The 16,813-nt window shown below is 39.6% G+C and carries 13 protein-coding genes; all 13 read right to left on the bottom strand.

Annotated elements, in window-relative coordinates:
- Nucleotides 1–11: 11 nt before the first annotated feature.
- The 13 genes from mfd to AA977_RS07160 are packed head-to-tail and all read right to left on the bottom strand — an operon-like array spanning nt 12 to nt 16,784.
- Entirely contained in the window at nt 12–3,011 is a 3,000-nt protein-coding gene (mfd, locus tag AA977_RS07220; protein ID WP_064435130.1) for a transcription-repair coupling factor, read from the bottom strand.
- A gap of 3 nt (nt 3,012–3,014) precedes the next feature.
- Entirely contained in the window at nt 3,015–3,317 is a 303-nt protein-coding gene (locus AA977_RS07215) for a polymer-forming cytoskeletal protein (protein ID WP_229307267.1), read from the bottom strand.
- Between the two features lie 26 nt (nt 3,318–3,343).
- Nucleotides 3,344–4,279, bottom strand: a complete 936-nt coding sequence (gene csd1 / locus AA977_RS07210) for a peptidoglycan DD-metalloendopeptidase Csd1 (RefSeq protein WP_064435129.1) — start codon at nt 4,277–4,279, stop codon at nt 3,344–3,346.
- A gap of 8 nt (nt 4,280–4,287) precedes the next feature.
- Entirely contained in the window at nt 4,288–5,214 is a 927-nt protein-coding gene (gene csd2, locus AA977_RS07205) for a M23B family cell shape-determining DD-metalloendopeptidase Csd2 (protein ID WP_064435128.1), read from the bottom strand.
- Nucleotides 5,214–6,389, bottom strand: coding sequence for a bifunctional folylpolyglutamate synthase/dihydrofolate synthase (locus AA977_RS07200; protein WP_064435127.1), 1,176 nt, complete (start codon nt 6,387–6,389; stop codon nt 5,214–5,216). The genes csd2 and AA977_RS07200 overlap by 1 nt, the downstream gene beginning before the upstream one ends.
- Entirely contained in the window at nt 6,379–6,897 is a 519-nt protein-coding gene (gene lptE / locus AA977_RS07195) for an LPS assembly lipoprotein LptE (protein ID WP_064435126.1), read from the bottom strand. Before lptE ends, AA977_RS07200 begins: the two co-directional genes overlap by 11 nt.
- The gene (gene leuS / locus AA977_RS07190) at nt 6,894–9,314 is read right to left on the bottom strand and encodes a leucine--tRNA ligase (protein WP_064435125.1); all 2,421 of its coding nucleotides are present in this window, start codon (nt 9,312–9,314) and stop codon (nt 6,894–6,896) included. Before leuS ends, lptE begins: the two co-directional genes overlap by 4 nt.
- 9 nt (nt 9,315–9,323) lie before the next feature.
- The gene (locus tag AA977_RS07185) at nt 9,324–9,662 is read right to left on the bottom strand and encodes a DUF6394 family protein (RefSeq protein ID WP_000383761.1); all 339 of its coding nucleotides are present in this window, start codon (nt 9,660–9,662) and stop codon (nt 9,324–9,326) included.
- Between the two features lie 9 nt (nt 9,663–9,671).
- Nucleotides 9,672–10,643 carry a protein translocase subunit SecF gene (gene secF / locus AA977_RS07180; RefSeq protein ID WP_064435124.1) on the bottom strand — a complete coding sequence of 324 codons (972 nt, stop codon included), beginning with the start codon at nt 10,641–10,643 and terminating at the stop codon, nt 9,672–9,674.
- Between the two features lie 8 nt (nt 10,644–10,651).
- Nucleotides 10,652–12,232 (bottom strand): protein translocase subunit SecD, encoded by a 1,581-nt coding sequence (secD, locus tag AA977_RS07175; RefSeq protein ID WP_064435123.1) that lies wholly within the window; start codon nt 12,230–12,232, stop codon nt 10,652–10,654.
- Nucleotides 12,233–12,526: a preprotein translocase subunit YajC gene (gene yajC / locus AA977_RS07170; protein ID WP_033745212.1), complete on the bottom strand. Its 294-nt coding sequence runs from the start codon at nt 12,524–12,526 to the stop codon at nt 12,233–12,235.
- 47 nt (nt 12,527–12,573) lie between these two features.
- Nucleotides 12,574–13,890, bottom strand: coding sequence for a sodium/proton antiporter NhaA (gene nhaA / locus AA977_RS07165; protein ID WP_064435224.1), 1,317 nt, complete (start codon nt 13,888–13,890; stop codon nt 12,574–12,576).
- Between the two features lie 23 nt (nt 13,891–13,913).
- Complete coding sequence (locus AA977_RS07160; RefSeq protein ID WP_064435122.1) at nt 13,914–16,784, bottom strand: RecB-like helicase; 2,871 nt, start codon at nt 16,782–16,784, stop codon at nt 13,914–13,916.
- Nucleotides 16,785–16,813: the final 29 nt, after the last annotated feature.

Here is a 16,813-nt window from a genome sequence, read left to right as displayed (position 1 = left end):
ATCAAACGCTTTTAACGCCGTTTTAAAGAAATTTGAGCGCGTAAATGTTTTAAAAGGGTTTCTAAAATATCGTTATCGTCTTTGCTTGGGGCTTTTAAGCTCTCTTTATTTTCATCGCTATAAGCAATGGTGATATTTTGATTGAAATTAGAAAGTTTAATGATGCCAAGCTCATTAGCCAAAATTTTAAGCGTAATGATTTGTAAAAATTGCTCACTCAAAGCGTCCATTTTGCCAAACCTGTCTTCTATTTCTTCATGGATTTGCCCCACCTCATCTACATTTTCACACAAACTCAAACGGCGGTATAGATCCAACCTCAAACTATCGCTTGCGATGAGTTCAGGGTTTAAAAAAGCGCTCACGCTCAATTGGATTTCTACGCTCTTTTCAAGCCTTTTTTTCCCCCCACTCAATTCATAAATCGCATCCTCAAGCATGCGCGTATAGAGCGCATAGCCGATATTTTTAATATGCCCGCTTTGATCTTGTCCCAGCAAATTCCCGCCCCCCCTGATTTCTAAATCATGATAAGCGATACTCTCCCCACTGCCCAAATACGAATTTTTTTCCAAAGCGAGCAAGCGCTTTAAAGCTTGTTCGTTCAAACTTTTTTGATCTTCTATGAGAAAATAGCAAAAACCTTCTTTTTTGCCTCTCCCCACACGCCCTCTTAATTGGTGCAAATCAGCCAGCCCAAAATTCTGCGCATTATCAATAATAATCGTGTTAGCGTTAGGCAAATGAATACCGGATTCCACAATAGAAGTGCATAATAAAACCTGATAATTCCCTTTAGCAAACTCCAACATGATTTCTTCGCTCTCATTAGCGTTAATTTGGGAATGCAAAATAGCGATTTTGAGTTTAGGGATTAAATTTTCTAGCTCTTTTTTGACTTTTGAAATGCTAGCGATATGGTTATGGATATAAAAAATTTGCCCGTTACGGCGCAATTCTCTATAGATAATCTCTTTTAAGAGTTCATCATTCTTTTCTTTCAAAAAAGTGCGGCTGGGTTTTCTGTCTGTGGGTGGGGTTTTTAAAGAGCTAATGCCTTTAATTTGAGAGAGCGCCATGTTTAAAGTGCGCGGGATAGGCGTAGCGGACATGCTTAAAAAATGCACGCTTTTGCTCAATTCTTTTAAGGCTTCTTTTTGTTTCACGCCAAATTTATGCTCTTCATCCACCACCATTAAACCCAAGTTTTTGAATTTCGCGCCTAAAATCACATGCGTGCCTACAAGCGCATCAACTAACCCTGATTCTACCGCTTTTAAAAGCTTGTTTTTTTCGCTCACATACCGATCCAAACGAGCCACTTTAACGCCAAAATTTTCAAAACGCGCCCTTAAAGTCTCAAAATGCTGGTGGGCTAGTAAGGTAGTCGGCACGACTAGCGCGCTTTGAAAGCCGTTTAAAAACGCGCAAAAAATCGCATGCATCGCCACTTCCGTTTTCCCAAAACCCACATCACCGCTTAATAGCCTGTCCATCACCCTATGAGAGCTCAAATCCTTTGAAATTTCGGCGATGGCTTTTTCTTGATCGCTCGTGTATTCAAAACCCGCATACGTTTTAAAGATTTCCAACTCCGCTAAATGCGTTTCCATCTTTTTACCCAAGATCAAATTGCGTTCAGCCGCCAATTCAATGATCTTGCTTGCAATCTCTAAAAGTTTGGTTCTTACTTTAGCTTTTAATTTGAGAAAACTCCCTTTCCCTAGCCGGTCTTTAGTCGGCACACTATCGCTTTGCGCCACATAACGAGCGATTAGATGCAAATTTTCTACCGGTAATAGCAGTTTGTCTTCGCCCAAATAAGCGATCTCTAAAAAATCCCTCTTGCTCCCTAAAACGCTATGCTGGACTAATTGAGAAAACACGCCCACCCCATAATCATCATGCACCACCCACTCGCCTGCATTCAATTCGTTCAAAGCGAGCTTGGATTTTTGGCGTTTTTTCTTCCTTTCAAAAGAATTGAGCGAGATAAAAATCTCATCAGGGGTTTTAAAATTCAACACAAAGGGGGCGATGACGCATTGAATGTGGCTTCTTTCAAGCGCGCCTAAGGCATTGTCTAAAATCGTTTTATTGGGAGCTAGGAGCGTGATTTTACGATTTGAATGCAAAGCGATAAAGCTTTCCATTGCACGCGTATGGATTTCTAAATCTTCATAGCCTTGATGGGTTTCTAAGATTTTTAAAGGTTTGAAACGCTCACAATCCAATTCGTTCAAGCTCGCTAATTCTTGAATTTCTTCTAAAGCTTTGGGGCTTATGATGCTTTTATAAACGCTTAACAAGTCTTGCGCTTTTTCGTCTAAAAACCACAAACCAAAACTGGCTAAATCTTTAGAAAAGCTATTTAAGGGGCTTTGTTTGACTTTTGTTTGCAAATCTTGATAGGATTGTTCGTCCAAACTAAAAAGCGTGGGAGGGATTTCAATTTCTAGTAATTCCTCTTTAAGGCTCATTTGAGTGATCGGATCAAATTCCTTAATGCTCTCGCATTCCGTGTCAAAAAAACTCAAGCGATACGCCTTAGAATTAGGTGCATAAATATCCACAATATCCCCCCTAAAGCTCGCCTCCCCTTCCACTTCCACTAAATCTAAAATCTCATAACCATGATAAAAAAGCCTGTCTTTTAACGCCTTAAGGTCGTATTTTTCTAAAAGAGTGATTTTAAAGCTTTCTAAAAGTTCTTTTTTAGGCAAAGGGTGCAATAACGCGCTAATAGGGGCAATAATGATAGCTTCTTGCTTGTTTTCTAACGCTTGATAAAACTCCCTCAAACCCCCTAAAAGGTGTAAAAATTCTTCAAAAAACGAACGCAAATCGTCATTTTTTTTAGCCCTAAATTCCGGAAAAAGAATGGCTTTGGCATGTGGCCTGACATAGCTTATGACTTCTTTAGCGAGTTGAGATTCTTTAAAATCCTTACAAGCGAGTATTTGATGATCAAAACCTTTATTTAAGGCTCTATAAAGGATAGATTGGATCATTTCCTATTTATTTTCAATTTTCTTTTCTTGCTCGTTGATTAACAACGCCCCCCCTTGCAGATTTTTAGGGCGAGTCTCTCCAATTAAAATCCCCTTTCTTTCCACCACAAGCTCTTGACTAGAGATTTTACCATCAAGGCGCCCTAAAGGCATGATTTCTACTATTTCCGCTTCCACCGTGCCAGTGAACTTGCCATTAACCACCAACTTATTAGCAAAAATCTCACCCACCACCGAGCCGGTTTGCCCGATCACCACCGTGCTTTTAGAATGCACCACCCCTTCTAATTCGCCATCTACATGCAAATGGTAATCTAAATGAAGCTCACCCTTTATTTTTGTGCCTTGAGCGACAATGGTCGCTGGTCCTGTTTTTGCATTAACCGATTTATTATTGTTATCAAAGATTGCCATCTGATGCTCCTTTCTTTATTGAAAACTTCTTCAAAATCTTTCATGTTCCATTTGGTGAAACTCATGGGGTTTATGGGTTGATCCAAAAAACGCACTTCATAATGCAAATGCGGTCCTGTACTCATTCCTGTATTACCACTATACCCAATCAACTGCCCTTTTTTGACAAATTCGCCTGTTTTTACGACAATTTTATTCAAATGGGCGTAGTAGGTTTTAAAACCAAAAGGGTGGAAAACTTTAATCAAATTCCCATACCCTCCATTCCAACCCTTACTCGCTAACCCCACTACCCCGCTCGCGCTCGCATACACGGGGGTGTTAATAGCGGTGCTTAGATCAAGGCCGGTATGGTTATGCAATACATGCAAAATAGGGTGGATTCTTTTATTGAAGGCGGCTGAAACACGCCGATACGACTCTAATGGGTAGTCGTTAGGGATAAGGCGCATGATAAAGCTTTTTTGAAGCCCAGTAATCCCAGCGACATCCAAGCGGCTTGATAAATCCCCCTCTTCTTTTTCTTCAGGCCTATTCACCCCCACCACTTCTTCTAAATCGTTGATGCGCTCCCCTGAGAGTTGCAAATCGTCTAAAAACTCATCCATTTGCAAAGAAAGCTTTTCATTAGTCTCTCTTTTTTTCTCAAATTCTTTAGTGATTAGGGCATGCTGATGGTCAATATTTCTAATTTCTTTATTCAAAACCAATAATGAAATACCCAAAAACAACAAAGAACCTATAACGCTCAAAAGTGCATACAAGCCAATTTGACGGAATAGGATATGCACATTAATGTAACGACTCCCTTTAGAGTCTGTAATCATTACAATCAAACGCCTGTCTAAAAACACCAAAATCCTTACTGGCTTATTAAAGCGTCTTTATCCACATGCTCTTGGAGCTGGACAATATCTTCTAAAACCCAAAACAAATTCTTCCATTCAATAAATTTATTTTCTTCTAAAGCGCTTTGGAAATGCTCCAAATCCCATGTCAGAAATTTCTCTGCGTCTAAAATTTTACCCAAAAACCGCACTTCATAATGCAATTTTTCGCCTCCGCTATTCCCGCTCTTCCCGCTATAGCCAATCAATTGCCCTTTTTGGATAAAGCTTTTAGGCTGCACATTGACATGATCTAAATGCGTGTAAATGGAGCTAAACCCAAACGCATGCTCAATGCGCACCAAGTTCCCATACCCCACATTAGAATTCGTCTTCACAAAATCCACAATCCCATCAGCGCTCGCATAAACGGGCGTGTTTAATGGTGCAATGAAATCAAGCCCGGATTCAATACCCTTGATCTTTTTAATGGGGTGGTTTCTTTCTTTAGTGGGTTTAATCGCGCTATAAGTTTTCAAGGGCATGCCATTAGGAATGAGCATGAGTGCTAAATGTTTTTGAGCCAGGCTCAAATTTTTTAAATCCACTTCATCATAAAGATGCACCCCCCCATTAGCCCCTCTTTTGACTTCAATTAAGGATTCTATTCCACGAATCTTTTGCCCCACAATAAAAAGCTCTTCTCGCTTGTTTTTAATCTCTTTTTCTAAGGCGTAATTTTTTTGATACAAATCCCTAAAATCCCTTAAAACCGCATTCCTCTCGCTTGTCATCGTGTCCATTTTAGCGATCAAAAATTTTAAAAAAAACACGCCAAGCCCCACGATCAATAAAAGAATAGCGGTAGCAATGATGAGGTTGCGTTTTAAATTTTTAGAAAATTTGAGCTGTTTAGATCCTGATTCATCAATGATGGTGATCATAAGTTGGTTTTGCGGCATCAATCCCTCTTCTTTTGATAGCGTTCATAAAAAGCATTGACGACCAAAAATGAGCCATACACCAAATAATTTTCGTTTTCTTTCACTTCTTCAAACAAAGCGTGTTCTAACCCTAAATTTTCTAAAATCCCTTGAAGCGTTTCTAATTTTATGACTCTTTCTTCATGCAATTTTAAAATCAAAACCTTTTTAATTACCGGTTTTAAAATTTCTAGCACCCCAAAAGCGTCTTTATCTTGATAGCAATTATAAATTAAAATGATTTTAGCGTTAAAAACGCGCTTGATTTCTTCTTTTAAGACCTTGGCGCTATGGGGGTTATGCCCCACATCTATTAAAATGTTAGGGCTTAAAAGCTCGCAACGGCCGATTAAATCCAAAGGCTTTAAGCGTTGCAAAACTTTTTGTCTATCGCATGGCAACAGCGTTTCAAACGCCTTCAGGGCCACTTCTAGATTCATCGCTAAAAAATGGGCTAAATGGTGGCGTTCAATGTAGGCTTTCACTTCTTGTGAAATTTTATTTTGAACCACAATCAATTGCGCATGTTTGTCTTTGGCGATTTTTTGAGCTATATTTAAAACCAATTCTTGTTGGGGGGCAATGATATTAAGAGGGCCCATCGCTCTTAATTTAGTGGTCGCAATGCTTTCTAAACTATCCCCTAAAAATTCCTTATGATCATAGTCAATGGGGGTGAAAACGCTCAGCGTTTTTTCTAAAGCGTTTGTGCTGTCAAACTCCCCCCCAAGCCCTGCTTCTAAGATGAGGTAATCGCAATCTTTAGCGAGCATGACAGCCAGTAAGGTAGCGTATTCAAAATACGAACAAGCACTACTGAAAGCGTGTGATTGCAATTGCTGGTGGGCGTTTTCTAAAGCGTTTTCACTAATGATAGAACCATTCAAAAAAAAGCGCTCCCTAAATTCAAAAACATGCGGTGAAGTGAAATGCAACACCTTAAAATTTTGATCGGCTAACAAAAGGGTTAAAAACCGCCCTGTGCTGCCCTTGCCATTCGTCCCTACAATGTGAATGACTTTCGCTTGAATCTCAAAAAAAGCGTTTTTAAAATCCTTGTAAATTTGAATGAAACGGCTAGGGTCAAATTTGTGGTATTCCTTAGGCTTTGTTTCTAAAAACGCTTTCAATCCTTTCAAAGGGCTATTTTTCATTATTGAATTTCCCTTCATAAGCGATTTGAGCGACAAATTTAGTCAAAGTTTGCTCCACAGCCTGATTGATCGCATAATAGCGGTTCTGGTAGGTGTTAAGAGGGTCTTGCAAATTCACGGCATAATTGTAATATCCGCTATTTTGAAAAGTCTTTTGCGTGCCTCTTTTATTATCATAGGTGTAGTTTACAAACACAGTCGCGCGATAGAAAGTCGTAAAGCCTTCTTTATTTTGCGTGATGCTCGTATCGGTTACATTCGTGATTTCTATGATAATAATAGAATCTGCATCCTTTTCACTCGCTAGGCGGTTTTGGAAGCGTTGCACCACCAAACGATTCATCAAGTCTTTAAATTCTACAGAGTTTTCAGGGTTAGGCAAATTCACAATGAGTTTCACATACACGCTATCGCCTAAAGCGTTTTGAGCGTAAGCAGCGATAGGTTTATACCCACAGCCCTTGAACAAAAACAACACAATAAAGAAAAAGAAAGCCCTAAAAATCATGCGACAACAAAATTAACAAGCTTATTAGGCACATAAATTTCTTTTTTAACGCTCGCATTTTCTAAATATTTCTCCAATTCTTTTTTAGCCAAAGCGAGGATTTCTTCTTTACTGGCGTTAATATCAACTTTCAATTCCGCGCGCCTTTTGCCATTAATGGTAAGCCCTAAAGTCATAAAGTCTTCTATTAAAGCGCTCTCATCTATCGCTATGGGCTTAAAATTCGCTCTTTTAAAAAGCCTTTCGCTCAATTCCCATGCGGTGTGCGGGATTATAGGCTCTAAAATTTGCAATAACACGAAATAGCCTTCGCATAAAATTTGCTCATTATTTTGTGCATTCAAAGCGTTCAAAGCCTCCATGCAACTTGCAATCAAAGTGTTAAACGCGTAAGCGCTTTCAGTCTTATTGAAGATTTCATGCGATTTTTTCAACGCTTCATAGACTTTTTTGCGGGCTAGTTTTTCTGCTTCATTCAAGCTCGCTTCTTTAAATTCAGGTTTAGAAGTGGTAGGATTAATGGCGTTTGATTTGTCGTATAAGCGCTTGATAAACCGATGCGCCCCCTCTAAAGCGCTGTCATTCCATTCCAATTCTTTAGCCGGTGGGGCAGCAAAAAGGATAAAAAGCCTTGCCGCATCCGCCCCGTATTTTTTGAGTATTTCTTTAGGGCTAACGACATTGCCTTTAGATTTGCTCATTTTAGCGCCATCTTTTAAGACCATGCCTTGAGTGATAAGCTGTTTGAAAGGCTCATCTAAATCAATATAACCCAAATCCCTTAAAGCTTTAGTGAAAAAGCGCGCGTATAATAAGTGCAAAATCGCATGTTCAATGCCGCCAATATAAGTATCCACAGGCATGAAATACTTCAAGTAGTTTTGATCAAATGCTTGATTTTCACGCTGATTTTTAGGGGTGGTGTAGCGCAAGAAATACCAACTAGATTGGATGAAAGTGTCCATCGTATCTGTTTCTCTTAAAGCGTCCTTGTGGCATTTAGGGCATTGGGTGAATTTCCAACTGGCATGCTTTTCTAAAGGATTGCCCTCCCCATCAATCACAATATCTTCGGGTAAAGTTACCGGTAGTTGGGTTTCAGGCACGATCCCGCAATGTTTGCAATGAATCATAGGAATGGGCGCTCCCCAATACCTTTGACGGCTCACCCCCCAATCTTGCAAGCGGTAGTTGATCACTCTTTTACCGAGGTTTTCTTTTTCAAAATAAGCGATGATTTGCTCTCTGGCCACTGAGCTAGAAAGGTTGCTCCACTCCCCACTATTTTTTAAAATTTCTTCTTTGGTGTGGGGCAAATTTTGAGAGCTTTGAGTGATCACTTTAATAGGGATATGATAAAGATTAGCGAATTCAAAATCCCTTTCATCGCAAGCAGGCACACCCATTAACGCCCCAGAGCCGTAATTGGCTAGGGCGAAATTGGCCACCCAAACAGGGATTTTTTGCTTCGTTAAAGGGTGGATAGCATAAATGCCTAAAAACGCCCCCTTTTTCTCCAAAGATCTTTCTCTTTGGGTCGTGTTTAAAATCGCTTTAATGGTTTTTAAATCCTCTTGGCTTACATGCTTGATGGCATGCTCTACTAAAGGGTGTTCTGGGGCGATTGCAATGTAGGTTACGCCATAAATGGTATCCGCTCTTGTGGTAAAGACTTCAATTTCTTGAATGTTATTGCAAACTTTCAAGCACTCATCAGCGATTTTAAAGCCAAATTGCAACCCGCTGGATTTCCCTATCCAATTTTTTTGCATGATTAGGACTTGAGAAGGCCAATGATTTTCTAAAGTCTCTAAATCTTTTAACAATTCTTCAGCGTAGTTTGTGATTTTCAAATAATATTGATAGAGTTCTTTTTGAATCACTTCTGTATCGCAACGCCAACACCTCCCCTCTATGACTTGTTCATTGGCCAAAACGGTTTTATCGTTAGGGCACCAATTGAGCATGGCTTTTTTGCGATAAATCAATCCTTTTTCCCACAAGTCAATGAAAAATTGTTGCTCAAATTCCGTGTAATTAGGATCTGAAGTGGCAAATTCCCTATTTTTAGCAAAAGAAAACCCTAAAGCTTCAAACTCTTTTTGCATGTTTTCAATGTTTTCATAAGTCCAGGTTTTAGGGTGGATACCATGCTTAATGGCGGCGTTTTCTGCAGGCATCCCAAAAGAATCAAACCCCATAGGGTGCAACACATTGTAATTATGCAAACGATAATAGCGCGCTAAAGCATCGCCAATGGTGTAATTGCGCACATGCCCCATGTGGATTTCCCCACTAGGATAAGGCAGCATGCTCAAAATGTATTTTTTAGGGAGATTAAAATCGTCTTTAGGCTCAAAACTCTTATTTTTCCACCAAAATTCTTGCCATTTTTTTTCTATATTGATAAAATCCATCGCTATCCCCTAGTCTGTTTCGCTCGTTACAACGCTTTCAATCAATAAAAAGATCAAACTAAAAGCGTTGCTAATCAACGCCCCAATCATCAGCATGTAAGCTGTAACCAAATTATTCAAAATCTGTAAAAACACAAATGCCGGTATGAGGTGCAACACGGTGGCTAGAGAGCTAGCCAATAATTCTGAAGCGAAACGCTTGCACACCCCAATTTTAAGCGTAACAGAAATCAGGTTTAAAGCGAGCGCTACAAACAACACTACCGTGTTAGGCTCATACAAAAACCCCGCAATGGTGGTTAAAGAAATAAGACTGAATAGCACATGAATGACCCGACCCCAATCCATAGAAACTCCTTAAACTTGACCGCCCTCATACAAACGGCGCATTTTTTCTTTCTCTTGAGCTTTTTTGACTTTTCTAGCCTCATTCTCATAATATTTATCCATATCAAAGCCTAACAACAACGCCACCTTAGGGGCAATGAAAATAGAGCTATAAGTCCCTACGATCGTGCCTATTAGCATGGGCAATGAAAAACCAATGATGATCTTACTCCCAAACACGCATAAAATCAACACCACAAAAAACACGGTTAAAGAAGTTAAAAGCGTGCGCGTGAGCGTGCTAGAAATGGCTTCATCAATGGCTTGAATGGCGTTTTTAGTTTTTTGAGACAACATTTCTTCTCTAATCCTGTCAAAGATAATGATCGTATCGTTAATAGAATACCCAATCAAAGTGAGTAAAGCCGCAATCACTTCTAAATTCATATCAATTTTAAAAAGGATTACTGAGCTTGCCACTAAAATCACATCATGCACAAGCGCGATAACGCTCGCCAAAGCGAAACGCCATTCATAGCGGAAACTCACATAAATCATGATCGCCATTAAGGCTAAAATCAGCGACAAAATGCCCTTTTCTTTCAACTCGCTCCCCACTCTAGGGCCTACGGTGTCAAATTTACGGATTTCAAAATCGCCACTGGGTTTTAGAATGTTAGCCACGATAGCGTTCAAATCTTCATTTTGGGCTGTTTCTACAAAAGGGAATTTGATTAAAATCTCTTCTTTAGAGCCAAACTCGCTCACTTGAACGCCCTTAAAACGATTTTCTTTTTCAAAAAGAGCGCGCACTTCTTTAATGGGAGCGTTTTGTGCATAACGCACCTGCACCAAACTCCCCCCGGCAAAATCAATCCCTAAAGAAAACCCCTTAAAAAACAAAAGCCCTAACGCCAAAAGCACTAAAATCGCTGAAAGAATCACCCCATAATTGGAATAACGCATGAAGCTTAAGATTCTCGTTTGCTTGAATAATTCCATAAAAACTCCTAAGCCCTTTTATTTTTCACGCCAAACCAAAAATAAAGGCTTTTTGTTTGGGTCAATTTAGGCAAAAGGGCTTGATAAATCCCTTGCGTGCCTATAATAGCGGTGATAATAGAGGCTAAAATCCCAATGCCTGTAGTGAGTGCAAAGCCTTTAATCGCTCCTGTGCCATAAGCGTATAGTAACACCGAAGCGATCAAGGAGGTGATATTGGAATCAAAAATCGCTCTACTCGCATTGATATAGCCTAAATGGATCGCTTTAGCGATGCCCTCGCCCTCTCTTAACACTTCTCTAATGCGCTCATTAATAATGATATTAGCATCCACGGCAATCCCCACGGTTAAAACAATCCCTGCCATTCCCGGTAAAGTCAGCGTCGCTCCAAAAATCGCCATCACCGCCACGATCAAAAAAAGATTCACCACTAACGCCATACAAGCGATCACCCCAGCCATAGAGTAATACAACACCATAAAGCCCATCACTAAAATAAAACCCCCTATGAGAGCGATAATGGAAGTTTTAATGCTGTCTTTCCCTAAACTCGGGCCTATAATCCTTTTTTCTAAAACCTGAATGGGCGCGCTCATCGCCCCACTCCTTAAAGCGATCGCTAAATCGCTCGCTTGAGCCACGCTAAAATTCCCGCTAATTTGCCCGCTCCCCCCACCAATGCGTTCTCTGATCACGGGGGCTGAATAGACCTTATTGTCCAAAACGATCGCCATGCGTTTGCCCACATTCGCGCCTGAAAAATCCCCAAAAATCTTAGCCCCTTGGGCGTCCAAAGTAAAGCTCACCACCGGCTGGTTGTTTTGATCATACACCACTTTAGCGTCCGTAAGCATTTCGCCATCTAAAATAGGGATCGCTTTGAGCAAGATCTTACCCCCCATTTCCACATCAGACAATAACACACTGCCCAATTTTTGAGCCTCTAAATCCGTCATTTTCATCGCATCTTTATTGTGCTCTTCATCCACTGCCATCATTTGCAAATGAGCGGATCTTGAAATCAAATCTTTAGCGCGCCGTTCTTCTTCTAAGGTCTTAATGCCGGGCAATTGCACTGAAATTTCTTCTCGGCCTTGTTGGATAACTATAGGCTCTGCCAAACCAAATTGATCCAAGCGGTTACGAATGATCCCTATGACTTGCAAAATCGTGTTTTTACGCAATTCTTCTTGCTCTAAAGGGGTGAGCTTCACGCTATAAAACTCCGCTTCTTTTTTGATTTCAAACTGGCTATGGTCTTGCAACTCCACTAAAAGCGCGTCTAACTTTTTCGCTTCATCTTCATCTAAAAGCTCAAAGCTAACCCCTTCTAAACTAGATTTAATGTCTTTAAGCAAGATGTTTTGCTTTTTAGCGTTGTATTCTAATGCAGACGCTAGGCTTAAATACTTGTTTTTTAAAGCCTCATCGGTTTGCACCCCTAAAAGCATGTTTAACCCCCCCCTTAAATCCAAACCTAAAGTGATTTTAGGGCCTTTAGTTTCTAGCAAAGAAGGCACAGAAAACCCTACGCCTAAAAGAAGCGCGAAAATAAAAACGATTAAACGAGCGTTAAAAAGTTTCATTTAGTTGTTGTTTGGCGCTACTTCTTCGTCTAATTTGAAGGCTATATAGTTTTTAGAAAGTTTAGCCGTAGTGTCATCATTGAGTTTCACGCTAAAAAAAGTCGCTTCCGCTTTAAGCACCTCAACAATCAGCCCTCCTTGAGTAACGATCTTATCGCCTTTAGTCAAGCCCTCTATCATTTCTCTGTGCTTTTTTTGTTGCTGGCGTTGCGGACGGATAATCAAAAAATAAAAAATAAGCAATAGCACCACTAGGGGTAAAAAAGTCGTTATAATGTCCTTGGTTTGTCCCATTCAATTTCCTTAAAAGATGTTTTAATCTCAAATTATAGCATTTTTAGCTATTTCTTTAAAGCCGCTTTTTGGTCTAGTAAAAATAAATACAAAGCCCCTATGATCCCAGAAATCAAAGATCCCAATAAAATCGCAATTTTTGCCACTTCTATAGCATCTTTATGCTCGCTAGTGAAAGCCAAATTAGAAATAAACATAGACATGGTAAAGCCAATCCCAGCTAAAAGCCCTGCCCCTAAAATATGCCACCAACTGATGCCTTTAGGGCGCGCGGTGATTTTAAATTTTTCGCCTATAAAAGTGATTAAGAAAATCCCTAAAGGCTTGCCCAAACAAAGCCCCAAAATGACCCCTAAAAGCACCTTATCCACTTCTAAATTAATGCTAGAATCAACGCTCACCCCTGCATTTGCAAACGCAAATAAGGGCATGATGAAATACCCGCTAACGGGCGCTAAAAAATGCTCCAATCTTTCTAAGGGGCTTTGCAAGGCGTTTGCTTTTTCTCCAATGGAGTGTAAGATTTCTTGCTGCTCTTTGGTTAAAAGGACTTCTGAATTTGTTTCTGCGTATCGTTTGCCCAATTCTAAAAGCTCTACATTTTTAGAATCTTTAGGGATTTTCACCGGTATCATAAAGGCTAGAACCACCGCAGCAATCGTCGCATGGATACCGCTTTGATGCACGCAAAACCAAAGCAACACCCCTAAAAGCAAGTAAGGAACAAGCGATCGGGCATTCAAGCGGTTCAATAGAGCTAAAACAAGAACCACCCCTAAAGCCCCTAAAAGCCATGCGAATTTTAAATTCGTGGTATAAAAAAGCGCAATCACTACAATAGCCCCCAAGTCATCAGCCACCGCTAGAGTGATTAAAAAAACCTTTAGAGCGGTAGGCACCCTCTTGCCTAAAAGCATGATCACGCCTAAAGCGAATGCAATATCCGTCGCCATAGGGATCCCAAAACCATGTTGAGAGGGCGTATCAGCGTTAAGGAAAAAATAAATCAACCCTGGAGCTATCATGCCCCCAAGAGCTGCAATCACAGGAAAAGAAGCTTTTTTAAAGCTGGATAATTCCCCAAACAACAACTCTCGCTTAATCTCTAAGCCTATCATTAAAAAGAATAACGCCATTAAAACATCATCAATCCAATTATGTAAACTAAAGCCGATAAAAAAATCCCCTATTTGAAACCCAAAAGGGGTGTGCCACAGAGCAAAATAACTTTCTTTTAAAAACGAATTAGCCACCACCATCGCTAAAACAGCGTTTAAAAAAAGGAAAATCCCCCCAAAAGACTCGCTTTTAATAAAGTTTTTAAGCGTCAAACTGAGCGCGTTTTCTGTTTTTTTGAAGTTCATAGACAACCTTAAAATGTTTAATTTCAAACCCATAATTTTTCAAGCAGTCTTTTATGAGCGTAAATAATGCCCACTTGTACCTTAAAATGGGGGGCTTGAGTTTGCAAAAACTCGGCGTAATGAGACACTTGCGCTTTGTGGCTTTGTTGGTAATTTTGAGAGCTTTTATAATCTAACACATGCACATTTTGCCCCCTATCCCACAACAAAACATCTATCCTAGACACAACCCCTTGGAATAAAAACGCCACTTCGCCTTTTAGGGCGTTGTTTTTAAAAAGCGTTTGGATTTCCTTATCGTTTTTAAAAAGCTCCAAACTCTCTTCTAGCGCTTGATTATCCAAACCATAAAAACCATAATGGTAGTTCAAATATTCTAAAACGCTTTCTTTAGGAATATGATAAGCGTATTGGTATTCTAATCCCTTGTGCAAGGCGATACCAAAATTGATCGCTTCTTGGTCGTTATTTTTCTCATAATCAATATCCGGCTCTTCTTCTATCTCTTGGACTTGCTCGCCATAGGCATTAGACCTGATGAGAGCGCTTGCGATTAAAGGCTCTTTTTTAGAAGAAGTAACCGGTGCGATTTTTCCCGCTTCTAAAGGTGCAAGATCCAATGTTTCACGCATTCCCTTATCTTTGTTTTCTTTTTTGTCTTTTTTTTGGTTTTTGTCTTTAGCCACGACAATCAATCCTAACTCAGCTCTAGTGAATGCGACATAATACATATTGATTTCTTCATGATCTTTAGCCGCTTCTTCTTTTTCTAAAGCCCTAGCGTAATCTTTATCCACGGCCTTACGATTTTTCATTCTATAATAAAGGCGCGTAAGTTCTGTGCCATGATATTCTTCAAGAAATTTGCTTGTGGGGCTTGAGTTAGGCCTACCCAAGCGTTCGCACACGATCACATAAGGGAATTGCATGCCTTTAGATTTATGAATGGTCATAATCTGTGCGCCTTTTGCATTGAAAGAAGCGATCTCTTTAGCCTCTAATTTTTCTAAAAATTCATTTGCATCTTCGCACCCAACCGCTAATTCCAAACAACTTTGCGCGCACTCTTCATAAAGCTCAAATTGCTCCATCACCCTCCACACAAAGTTTGCCACGCTCTCTTTTTTGGGGTTAAAACTAGGGAGCGCGATTGTGTCATCATGCAAATATCCAGCGAGTTTTAAAACGCTGTGTTTGTAAAAAGGCTTATAGGGTTCTTCAGCTAAAGCGTGTTCTAGGGCGTTTTTAATGATTTTAGATTCTACAAATTGAGACAATTTCGCGCTAGATTCCGTGCTGGGGCAAATTTCGCTTAAACGCTCTTGCAAATGGCGTTTAATCTCTAAAGCGTCCTTATTGGTGGTGCATAAAATGGTAATGTCTTTAGGATCAATATGATTTTTTAAAAGGTTTTTAGCTTCTTGCAAGACTTGATCTAATAACAACTCCCTTTCATTAGGCACTAACGAGATTTTAACATAGCCCTCTGTGGCATGTTTATTGTTGGAAGTTTTAGGGTATTTTTGCTCCAAATAAGCGGTGGGATAACTTTGATAAGCCTTTTTAAAGATGGTGTTCACATAATGGATGATTAAAGGCGCACTGCGGTGGTTGAATTCCAAATTATCGTGGTAAAAATCCTTAGAAACGCTTTCAAACAAGGAACTAAAACTCCCTCTAAAGCGATAAATGCTTTGCTTGACATCGCCCACAAAAAACACGCTCCTTTGCCATTTAGCCTGCCCTATCCCGGCTTTAATCTCATCAATGAAAGGGGCTAAAATCTTATAATCATTCAAGCTTGTGTCTTGAAATTCATCAATCAAAATGTGCGCGATCCTGCTGTCCAACCTGAAATAAAAAAACTCCGCCGGCATTTTTTCATAACCATTTTTATAGCTGTTTTCCTGATTATCCAACAACGCATAAACCTTATCTTTAATCGCGCTAAAATCTAGGGCTTGGATTTTAGAAGTGGCTTTATCATAGAGCTGGATGAATTTAGGGAATTTTTTAAATATTACGGCTTCTTTGGCGTCATAATAGCGTTTGAGATCGCTTTCAATTTCTTCGCATTCGCTCTCTAAAGTGGGGATTTTATCTTTGAATTTTTTGAAATATTGATACTCGCTCTTTTTTTCAAGCCAGGTTAAAGCGCTGTTTAAAAACTCTTTAAAACTCTCGCATTTAATGGCTTTTTTAGCTGTATCTGACGCTGTTTCTATGTTTTGGATTCGATGGTTTAAATCCCTTAATTTTTTTAAAAAAGCCTCTTCATCAAACGCAAGTTCTTGCTGATTGAAATCAAACAAATAAAGCTTGTTTTTTAAAAAATGCAACTGCCCCAAAACAGAATCGCTTGTGTAACTATCATAACTCAAGCATTGAGTGATAAAAACGCTCAATTCCTCAAGCTGCTTGCTATTTAAAGCGCTCAAAAAACTCTCATTAAGCTGTTGTTGGTACGCTTCTGTATCTTCATTGACTTCAAAATTCGCGCTCAACCCCACAAACCAGCAAAATTTCCTTAAAATGCTTTGGAAAAACGCATCAATGGTGCTGATTCTAACTTCGGCGTTTAAAAAGCGTTGGTAGATTTTTTTGGCGTTGTCTTGCACTAAACTAGGGTTTAAATTATATTTTTCTTCTAATTCTTTGAGGATATTTTGGGATTTTTCTTTTTCATTTTCAGAGTTTTCTTTTTGCAAAAATTTCAAATAATCTAAAATGCGCTCTTTCATTTCAGCGGTGGCTTTTTTAGTGAAAGTGAGCGTTAAAATCTCGCTAGGATTAGCCCCCTTAAACAATAGGGCTAAAAACCGCACGCTCAAAGCGAAAGTCTTCCCGCTTCCTGCTGAAGCTTTTAACGCCATGCATTGTCTTTTTGTATCCATCACTCATGCCCTAAAATCTGTTTTTGTTT

Source organism: Helicobacter pylori (assembly GCF_001653455.1).
Lineage (GTDB): Bacteria > Campylobacterota > Campylobacteria > Campylobacterales > Helicobacteraceae > Helicobacter > Helicobacter pylori_A.
This window is presented reverse-complemented; position numbering and strand designations above follow the sequence as displayed.